Here is a 9551-nt window from a genome sequence, read left to right on the forward strand (position 1 = left end):
AACAGAGAAGTTAAGCCCGCTTGCGCCGATGGTACTGCAATGCAATGCGGGAGAGTAGGTGGCTGCCTTCTTTTACTTGGGTCTTCAAGGTCTAACGACTTTGGAGACCTTTTTTCGTATTTGGACATAATAACATGTTTCCAATTTTTTTGTCAATGAACCATTATGGACTTGTTTGCAAAATAAATATCCATTACCTTTGTTTTTATAAAACTATAAAAACATCAAAATATGAAAAACGGAGTATTAAAAATTCTTTTAGTGGCAGTTCTATCCGTTCTTGCTACTTCTCATGCTTTTTGTCAGCAAAATCAAGAAGTAGAGAAAACCGAGAAAGCAAAATCAAGCCAAGTAGTAGAAGAGATGCCTGTGTTTCCTGGTGGTGAGAAGGCTTTAGTGGCTTATCTTAAAGAGAATCTTAAATATCCAAGTGTTCCTGCAGAAAATGGAATTCAAGGTAGGGTAATAGTATTGTTTAAAGTCGAGGCTGATGGTAGCCTCACCGACGTGCGAATAGGAGGTAGTGTTGACCCTTCTATTGACAGAGAAGCATTACGTCTTGTAAAGGCTATGCCCAAATGGATACCAGGTAAGCAGGATGGAAAGCCTGTGCCAGTGAAGTTTCAATTACCAATTACTTTCAGTTTAAATTAATTAATTGAACTTTCGCAAGTTCAGAGAATTAATAAAATAGTCTTTATTTTTATATTTTGGCGTTAAAGTAATCTGTTTCATTTTGACGAAACGATTACTTTAGCGCCATAACTGTTTTTATAGACTGTCTTGTTCTTACAATTTCCATTTGTGAACCATTATGGACTTGTACAGGTCATATATATCTAATAACTTTGCACAAAAGTTAATGATAATAAAAATTAATAAAACATAACATGAAAAGAATCGCATTTTTATTTGTGTTTATGATCATAGCTTGTAGTTCGCTTAATGCCAAGAGTTATCCTTTTGATATGGCGCATAGCTATGAGGTGCAGATTGTTCGTGTTGCCCAGCAGGGTACAAAATTCTTAAAAGCTTGGGGCGTTGCAGGTTCTCCTGATAAGGCTATTGACATGGCTATGCAGGATGCTGTGGCAGCTTGTATTTTTACTGGGGTGGAAGGAAACGAGATAGCAGGTAAGATTCCGCCACTTGTTGCTGATAGGAGCGTTTACGAAGAACACAAGCAGTTTTTTGATACCTTTTTTAAGAAGGGCGAATTCCTTCAGTATGTGAAGAATGTCAACACTGGTTATCCCACTGGTGAAAACAATGTAAAGACGGGTAAAAGACGTAAAGTCGGAATCTTTGTTGTTGTGATGTATGACAATCTTCGTAAGCTTTTGGAGGATGAAGGTATCATCAAGAAGCTCAATAGCTATTTTTAATCCCATATTATAAAGGTTATTATTAATTCAAATTAAATCATAGATAATGAAAAGAATAGTTTTGTCTTTTGTGGCTTTCCTATTTGCCGTATTAACCTTTGCTCAGGCCACAGCCAATCAACCTAAGGCCATGAAACCTATTATCATGGTTATTCCAGAGAAAGCTTGGTGTATTAACAATGGTTTTGTCAAGAGTAACGACCCAAAGACACCTGATTATGAAAAGGCTCTTCTTAATGATGATGTACTTAATGTAATCACTAAGATGGGTGGCATTATGCAGGAGCGTGGCTATCCGTTAAAGAACTTGCAGAGTGCGCTTGACGAACTTAAGAACGAGGGTGCGATGGATATGGCTCTTACATCGAAGGCAGACGGAGAGATTGTGGAGGACGAGCTCGATCAGCTTACGCGTGTGGCTCAGGCTGACATCCTTGTTAATATAGCTTTCACACGCACCGCTCATGGTCCGCGCAATATGGTGGAGTTTCGTGTTACCTCAATTGACGCAGCTACAAGCAAGCAGATAGGCGGTGAGACGGGTCGCAGCTCGGCATCTGGTGCACCGATCTCAACATTGCTAGAAGAGTCTGTATTAGGATTCATTGATAATTTTACCGGAAGCATACAGAGACATTTCGAAGATTTGATTGCCAATGGTCGTGAAGGTTCGGTTATCTTCAAGATTGCCAGCGACTGTCCTCTCAACTTCGAGTCGGATGTTACTCTGAATGGCGAAACTGGTGAGTTGAGCGAAGTGATTGACTACTGGATGAACGAGAACACCGTGAACGGCTCATTCACACAGAACGGCAAAACCCGTAACCGCATGTCTTATGAGCAGGTTCGCTTCCCGCTTTTCGGCAAGGGCAAATTCGGTGGAAAGCCTAAGGCCATCAATATGGAGGGCTTCATAAAGCCTATCACATCTTTCCTTTCTCAGTTCGGAGTGTCTGTTGCCACTGTACCAGTAGGTATCGGCAAGGCATATGTTGTGCTTGGTGGAAAATAAAAATACGTTATAACATATTATCATGAAGGTAAGGATTTTAGTGGTGGCATTGGCTGCATTGTTCTGCGGCACTGCCATAACCGTCAAGGCACAATCGGCGAAAGACATCGGAGTGATATGTCTCAATCCTGTAGTGCCAGAGAACGACGGTCTTGAAGCGAAAGCCACCGCCATGCTGAAGACTAAGCTCAATCAGATAGCCACAGCTAATGGCATGTCGGGTTCGGGCTTCGACAACCGTTTCATCATAACGGGGCACATACAGAAGTTGAGAAGCGAGCAGACTCAGACCGTTCCGCAGAAGAATGCCGTGTTGGTAAGCATAGGCATATACGTAGGTGACGGTCTTGACGGCACACTCTATTCTAATTTTTCTACCGAGGCGAAAGGTATTAGCGACTCTGAGGACCAAGCCATAGCTGCCGCCGTGAGAAAGCTGAATCCTGCTCTGCCACAATTGCAGGAGGCTGTGGCAAAGGGAAAGCAGCGCATCACGGAATATTATGACCGTATGGCTGCCAACATCATCCAGACCGCCAAGGCTTCTGCCGCAGCAGGAAAGTATGACGAGGCGATGAACATGCTCTTTGCCATACCGATGGGAAACAAGGATTTTCAGACAGCGCAGTCGCTCATAGCACAGTATGGCAGCACGTCGCTCGAGAAGAAAAATCTTGACATTGTCCGTCAGGCACGCTCGGCATGGAGTTCTAATCCAACAGAAAGCGGAGCAGCAACGGCAAGCGATATACTTAAGAGTCTTGTGATGCCATCAGCAAAGGTGCAGGCTGAAGCTAAGAGTCTACAGACGGAGATGGCGGCACGCATTAAGGCTGTAAGCGACCGTGAGTTCCAGCTTGAGAAGCAGAAAGCACAGGACGAGAAGGAGGTGCAGATTGCCACAGTACGTGCGGCTGCATCAGTGGCAAAGGCATACGTGGAGAGCCAGCCTAAAGTTGTATACCACTATTATTGGTGGTAAGAAACATATAAGAATCATAACAATAAACACTTATTATGAAAAAGAAATACTTGTTTGCCTCATTGATACTTGGAGGCGCAATGATATTCACGTCGTGCAGCAGTGACGACAATGAAATCTTCGTGGGTGACAATTTCTTTACCGACCGTCAGGCAATAATTGACGAAATCAATGCCTTGACTTATCCCCAGGGCTTTACCGAGTCTGACGATAAGCATCCCGAATATAAGAATATGGATCCAGAAGTCTACACAGACAAGAAAACGACCGAAGGTCGTGGCATAGAAGGATATTATGGCTATGTGGATTTAGGACTATCTGTGAAGTGGGCTTCTTCAAACCTTGGCTCTGTGAGCCCTGTCACTGAGCACAAAACTTTAGAGCAGACCTTGCAGGAGTTGGAGGACGAGCTTGGCATCAAGCCAATGGAAAAGCCGTCATTCACTAATAATAAGAACAACACTTATCCAACGACAATGACCTACGAGGAGTATCTCAAATCGATGGATATAAAGGAACTGTATTCGGCATACAACAGATACAACAATTATTGTATAGCCAAGAAAAGTGCTCATGATAACGCCATTGAAAGATATAACAACACCCAATATGAGAATCACAAGTATCTCTTTGCAGTGGGTGACGGTTATCCTTGGGGAGGACTGGGCATGTGGGATTATCTCGGAACCAAGGAAGCCCCGATGGATATTGCTGGCAATGCTGAGTTTGATGTCGCTACTTACATTCTTGGCGAAGGCTGGAGCATGCCGACTAAGGCACAGTGGCAAGAGCTTATCGACAAGTGTCAATGGAAGAAGTATGACAATTACTACGTTGTGACCGGACCTTCTGGCAAGAGCATTGTGCTGCCTTGTGCATGGTATCACACGTCGGAGCAGACAGGCAGAGAAGTATACAATGTCTATCTTTACGACAGCAAGGAGTTTAAGCTTGGCGGTTTCAGAGATCTATTCAATATCCGCCCCGTACATACAAAATAACAATCAACTGCATTTTTATAATAGGATACAATGAAAAGATATATATTAGCGACTCTTCTGGCTGGATTCCTCGCTGCCCCAATCTCAGCAAAGGAAAAGCCTTTCTACGATTCAAAGAGCAATATTGTCTGCATCACGGGCAATTATAATCTGCTGGCATATGGCAATAAATACCGCAAGGTGGAGGTTGAGATACCCGCTTCATGTTCGGCATACAGTGGCAAGCAGCTATGCAAGATTCTCAACGACCAGAAAATAGGTAAGCAGATACTCGACTATCTATTCTGCTATAATGGCACATCGCTTTCAGAAGAACGACTGAAGGACCTTGCACTGCAAAATGTTCTGAAGTCGGACGACGAGCGTGCAGCGATTGGCGTGATTTCAAAGGAAGATATCTTGAAGGAGGATTATCTCCCGATATTGGAGAACAACTACATTTTCCTGGTGAGCACAGTGAGAGGCAAGAAGAAATGGAATGCCTATAAAGTTGAGATTGACAAGGATGTGCTTGAGCAGGTATTCAACTGCTGGGATGATATGAGCAAGTATAACCAGATAAGCGTGCCCGTTTCATTAGTAGCTTCCGACAAGGCAAAGATGACTTATGACGTAGACACCCAGGAATATGTGCTTAAGAACAAGACCAAGAGAAAGATGTCTCTGAAGGTGCCAGCTTTCGCCATTCGTGGACAGGTGACAGGCAGAAATCCTTTCGCTACAAATATCGGCCATGTCAATGGTCTGAAGTCGTGTGACAAGGTGGCCATCTATCGTACAAAGGAAAAGAACGGCAAGATGTATTCGTCGAAGGTGAGCACCACAAGAGCTTGCAACGTGAATGACAGCACTGCGAATCTCTACACTTTTGCAGGAGGACAGGCTTCTTATAAGAAAGGTGACGTTGCTGTCTATCAGGCAAGCTCCAACACCAGTCTGAGCATCACAGGCGGATACATGGAACACTCGTATGATGTCAGTCTAACCTTCGACATGCGTTTGAGTCTGAGCACAGCCGGCATATCTCAGTATCTTATGGTAAAGGCAGGAATGGGAACATATGAGAACAGCAAACGTCTTTATGCCACAAATACTGGTGACGTGGTAAAGAGCCCTGTTATTATGAATGTAGGTTTGGGTTATGGTGTCGGATTTGAGTTTGCCCATTGCGTTGAGTTTATGCCTTACGTGATGGCACAATGGGAGGGCAATTATTTCGCCAACAAGTATGAGTCGCCCAATGCCACATATAACGACGGCATAAAGGACTACCACTCGTCTGACTACGGAAAGTCTGTACTCTCGAATGCAGTGCGCATTCCTATAGGTGCAAAGTTTAATGTCAACATCTTCTATCCCGTCCAGTTGGTTGCAGGTGCAGAATACGCTGTCAATATCAATCTTGACAATATAGGCGACAAGGATGACTCTACATTACATGGTGATGCAGATAGATTCTTCTTCAAGCCCACTGGCTACAAGCGCGACGGTCTGAGCGTCTTTGCAGGCTTAAGATTCAACTTCTAACACCTTATTTATAATATAGAAATGTGGCATTCTCGGTACCCTCAGAGAATGCCACATTTATCATTTTCGTTTGTGAACCATTATGGACTTGTACAAGTCGTAAATATCTGATAACTTTGCCATAACTTAAACAATAATGTAAATGAAAAGTGTATATGAAGAATCAAAAACAACCAATTGATTATCAGCTCGATTACATGGAGCACCTCTTCTATAGCATCAAGCATAAGAAGACGGAGAGCTATGTAATCCACCGCATTTGGGACAAATTGGATGATACAAGAATTCGCTTTGTCGTGCAGCAAAGAGTGGAACTTCCTCATGGAAAATATGCTCTGGCAGACTTGTATCTTCCACAAATCGGAGTCTTCGTTGAAATCAACGAGCCTTTCCACACCTCTCAAAAGAAAGAAGATGACTATCGAAATGAAAACATCGTCAAACTTACCAAAAACGACCAATTCATCATCCATTGCGGCAATTCTACCAAAGATGGAGAATGGTTGAATCTTGTCGAGATTCATCAACAGATAGACCAATGCGTAGCATTCATCAAAGAGCGCATCAATCAAACCCATGACTTGAAGCCTTGGAACATGAGCAAATGGCTCACTGTGGAATATCATAAGCAAAAAGGCTTTTTTTAAGCTGATGATAATGACCAGCTACGCACCATAGACGATATTTGTGCCGTATTCGACACCAAACCTAAGTATCGTGGCTTTCAGAGAGTAGGAGCTACACCTGTACCCAACAAGGAGAACATAGAGATTTGGTATCCTAACATCAATAACCGTAGTGGTTGGATAAATGAACTATCAGCTGACCATAATACTTTTACAGAATACAACCAAGACGATGCAAAGCGCCAAACTCATGTCAATGCATGTATTAAAGACAACATGCAACGCATCACATTCTTCCGATACAAGGATGAATTGGGAATGGAATTTTATAAGTTTATTGGTGTCTTCTCACTTGACATCGACGAGACCCAAAAGCAAGGTCGATGCATTTGGCGTAGAATCAGTAAAAAATACAAACTATAAAACATAATTATTATGAAGAAACTTGTTAAACTTATGATGCTAATAGTAGCTATGCTTACTATTGGCACGTCTTTCACATTGGCAACAAATGCCAATGACAGTATCAAGATTTTGGAAAAGGCAAATGAGGGTGATGCCAATGCGCAAATGCAGTATGCAATTTTATTGCATGATGCCAAGAAGCATGCAGAAGCAAAAGAGTGGTTCGAGGCTTCTGCGGAACAAGGAGTATCTTTTTCTCAATACATCTTAGCATTATATTACCTTAACGGACTTGCAGTAAAAAAAGACTATAAAACTGGTATTAAGTGGTTAGGAAAAGCTGCGGAACGTGGAAATGCCTCTGCAAAAAAATTTTTCTGCACTACCTATGATTTCGAGTATAAGGCTGAAATCCCAGAAGTCAAAATCGTGATATTCTTACACGGAACTAACAGGCTTCTAACCTGCAAAAATAACAATTTGGTTTTTGAGGAGGGAGATTTTAACGACACGAATACGTGGACAATAGAAACCAAACGAGATCCGGCAACAGCTCATTACATGCCTATTCTTAGAAGTTTGCAAGGAAAATATATTACAGGTGAAGTTCGCTCGCAGGGTCCTGCTGGACTTGGTGATATAACCGAAGCCGCAACTATCACCATAAGTAATGAAGTTTTCAACAACAACCCATTTCCAATAGACCAACCTGTGGCAGACTCAGAAATTACAGGTGATGCTTATGAGGGTTGTGTTATAGACCATGACGGCAGAGCGTTGGGAACGGAAGGAAACTCAATGTTCTGGGGAACAAATGGTTATAAGTTAGACATTCTTTTTATATGAAAAAACATTCAAGGCTATGAAAAGATTCATACAAAACATATTGGTACTCATATTAGTGCTTATTCCATACATGGGAATGGCTCAGAGTAACTTGCAAAATTTTCTGGACAAAATGAAAAGCTCACCTAATCCAGAAAGCTATGTTCCACAAATCAAGCAAGAAATCTCGCCTTACTTGAAAGGGCCTGGTACGCGAAGAACATTGAAAGAAGCCTTTCAATATTTTACAGAGAAGAACGGAAAAGTTGCAACGTGTATCGGCTACCTTCTTTGTCAGACAAGCAAAAAGCCACAGGAATTGTATGATATAATCAAACAAATTCCAGCACATAATAAGTTCTATTATTATAATGAAAATTATAGCGATGATAGAGATGTTTATGGAGGTTGCTTAAAAAATGTCATTCTTTTTTCCGACGGAAGAGCAGCAATTCTTGATATGTCAGAAATAGATGTTGACAATTATGACAATCTTGCCTCACTCACTTCACGCATGCCAGAATTTATAGCAGATTTCTATAACGAAAGCAAGCCGGTATTCCTGTATAATCCATCAGGAAAATGTATGTTCGGATATTTAAAGGAAAAGGGTAGTAAAATAAATATGAGAATGTGTCCTGAAGAGTCTGTTTATGAACGTCCTGCTGATGATAACCGACTGCATCAGTTTAAAGACAATCTACAATATGATTTGGTTGCAGGTGTAAACTTAGATTTTACAAATGAGAGTTTCAAACCTACATATTATGGTTTTAATACTGCAGATGAAGCTATTGCTGCAAAGGGACAAATGAAAGAAGAAGCTGCTAAACAATACGTTGCAGCTTTAACCAAACTCTTAAATGCGCAAAAGGCTGCATTAACAAAGAAATATGGAGTAAAAGCGTTCAATGCTATAAAACAAGGCAAGATATATGTCGGTATGCCAGCTGGAATTCTTACTGAATACAAAGAAATTCAAGAAGACGGGACTTCTGTTCAACTCTTCGATTTCAAGGGTACATTCCGTGACAAAGCAGGATTTTACAATTTATATGAACCAAGTGGAATTTTCCAATTATTTAAAGAGCTTGGAGTAAGCCTTGACTACAACAAAATTTTTGTAAAAAATAAAAAAGTTGTTGGATGGAGATAAATGAAACAGCAATATCAATATGAAAGCAAGAAGCATTATAACAATAGCATTGATGGCAGTCCTTGGACTGTCATCATGCGACTCTAACAAGAGTGCGGTTGAAGATTTGACCAACCAGTTTATCGCTGCCGTCAAAGAGGGCGACAAAGCGACAGTATATGAGATTTATCCTGCCGCCAAGCAGTATCAAGACTTGGCATTGCCCGACAGCATCGAGAAAGGTGAACTTGACATACAGAAAAACGAGAAGGACAGCACCTATATGGTCAGCATCAAGAACACAAAAATGTCGAAGATAATTTTCAAGTCTACAGACAACAAGACTTTCAAGATTGTCAACACATTCTCCGTTCTTCAGCTCGATTCCGTGAGCAACGAGCTTGCTCTAAAAACAGGCGTGCCTATCAAGAAGATGCCCGACTTGGAACTTGGCAAGCTGATGTTAGAAAGTAGTGAATACATGAGTTACATAATGAACCAGTACACCGAATACATGTCGCTCTCACTGATTAAAGAAACGGGTAACTATGCATGGAGACGTGATGCTACGGGATACCATTACCCCAATTCGGGATAAAATAGCGATTAGTTGCATATGAAGACAGATACACGAGTTCTCTTCTCATGCCATC

General features: G+C 41.7%; 10 protein-coding genes and 1 pseudogene. All 11 read left to right on the forward strand.

Annotation, left to right across the window (positions count from 1 at the left end; translation table 11 throughout):
• Positions 1–231: 231 nt before the first annotated feature.
• The 11 genes and pseudogenes from I6E49_RS13430 (at position 232) to I6E49_RS13475 (ending at position 9496) form a co-directional block, all read left to right on the forward strand.
• Complete coding sequence (locus tag I6E49_RS13430) at positions 232–654, forward strand: energy transducer TonB (protein ID WP_407936652.1); 423 nt, start codon at positions 232–234, stop codon at positions 652–654.
• 236 nt (positions 655–890) lie between these two features.
• A complete protein-coding gene (locus I6E49_RS13435) occupies positions 891–1385 on the forward strand; it encodes a hypothetical protein (protein ID WP_235402953.1) in 495 nt (164 codons plus the stop codon).
• A gap of 46 nt (positions 1386–1431) precedes the next feature.
• A complete protein-coding gene (locus I6E49_RS13440; protein ID WP_235402955.1) occupies positions 1432–2397 on the forward strand; it encodes a DUF6175 family protein in 966 nt (321 codons plus the stop codon).
• Positions 2398–2419: 22 nt separating this feature from the next.
• Positions 2420–3379 (forward strand): hypothetical protein, encoded by a 960-nt coding sequence (locus tag I6E49_RS13445; protein WP_235402957.1) that lies wholly within the window; start codon positions 2420–2422, stop codon positions 3377–3379.
• A gap of 35 nt (positions 3380–3414) precedes the next feature.
• Positions 3415–4380 (forward strand): hypothetical protein, encoded by a 966-nt coding sequence (locus tag I6E49_RS13450; protein ID WP_235402959.1) that lies wholly within the window; start codon positions 3415–3417, stop codon positions 4378–4380.
• Positions 4381–4410: 30 nt separating this feature from the next.
• On the forward strand, positions 4411–5907 hold the full coding sequence (locus tag I6E49_RS13455) for a hypothetical protein (protein WP_235402961.1): 1497 nt from the start codon (positions 4411–4413) through the stop codon (positions 5905–5907).
• Positions 5908–6062: 155 nt separating this feature from the next.
• Positions 6063–6554: an AbaSI family restriction endonuclease gene (locus tag I6E49_RS13460; RefSeq protein WP_235402963.1), complete on the forward strand. Its 492-nt coding sequence runs from the start codon at positions 6063–6065 to the stop codon at positions 6552–6554.
• A gap of 15 nt (positions 6555–6569) precedes the next feature.
• Positions 6570–6956: pseudogene (locus I6E49_RS14685) on the forward strand (hypothetical protein); the annotation flags it as partial.
• Positions 6957–6968: 12 nt separating this feature from the next.
• On the forward strand, positions 6969–7784 hold the full coding sequence (locus I6E49_RS13465) for a tetratricopeptide repeat protein (RefSeq protein ID WP_235402965.1): 816 nt from the start codon (positions 6969–6971) through the stop codon (positions 7782–7784).
• A gap of 16 nt (positions 7785–7800) precedes the next feature.
• Positions 7801–8919: a hypothetical protein gene (locus tag I6E49_RS13470; RefSeq protein ID WP_235402967.1), complete on the forward strand. Its 1119-nt coding sequence runs from the start codon at positions 7801–7803 to the stop codon at positions 8917–8919.
• Positions 8920–8938: 19 nt separating this feature from the next.
• Positions 8939–9496, forward strand: coding sequence for a hypothetical protein (locus I6E49_RS13475; RefSeq protein WP_235402969.1), 558 nt, complete (start codon positions 8939–8941; stop codon positions 9494–9496).
• Positions 9497–9551: the final 55 nt, after the last annotated feature.

The organism is Leyella stercorea, from assembly GCF_021531655.1.

Excerpts from the sequence above, each read along its gene's own strand:
- I6E49_RS13460 (WP_235402963.1), top strand. The coding sequence starts at position 6,063 with ATGAAGAATCAAAAACAACCAATTGATTATCAGCTCGATTACATGGAG.
- I6E49_RS13430 (WP_407936652.1), top strand. The coding sequence starts at position 232 with ATGAAAAACGGAGTATTAAAAATTCTTTTAGTGGCAGTTCTATCCGTT.
- I6E49_RS13470 (WP_235402967.1), top strand. The coding sequence starts at position 7,801 with ATGAAAAGATTCATACAAAACATATTGGTACTCATATTAGTGCTTATT.
- I6E49_RS13445 (WP_235402957.1), top strand. The coding sequence starts at position 2,420 with ATGAAGGTAAGGATTTTAGTGGTGGCATTGGCTGCATTGTTCTGCGGC.
- I6E49_RS13440 (WP_235402955.1), top strand. The coding sequence starts at position 1,432 with ATGAAAAGAATAGTTTTGTCTTTTGTGGCTTTCCTATTTGCCGTATTA.
- I6E49_RS13435 (WP_235402953.1), top strand. The coding sequence starts at position 891 with ATGAAAAGAATCGCATTTTTATTTGTGTTTATGATCATAGCTTGTAGT.
- I6E49_RS13475 (WP_235402969.1), top strand. The coding sequence starts at position 8,939 with ATGAAAGCAAGAAGCATTATAACAATAGCATTGATGGCAGTCCTTGGA.
- I6E49_RS13450 (WP_235402959.1), top strand. The coding sequence starts at position 3,415 with ATGAAAAAGAAATACTTGTTTGCCTCATTGATACTTGGAGGCGCAATG.
- I6E49_RS13455 (WP_235402961.1), top strand. The coding sequence starts at position 4,411 with ATGAAAAGATATATATTAGCGACTCTTCTGGCTGGATTCCTCGCTGCC.
- I6E49_RS13465 (WP_235402965.1), top strand. The coding sequence starts at position 6,969 with ATGAAGAAACTTGTTAAACTTATGATGCTAATAGTAGCTATGCTTACT.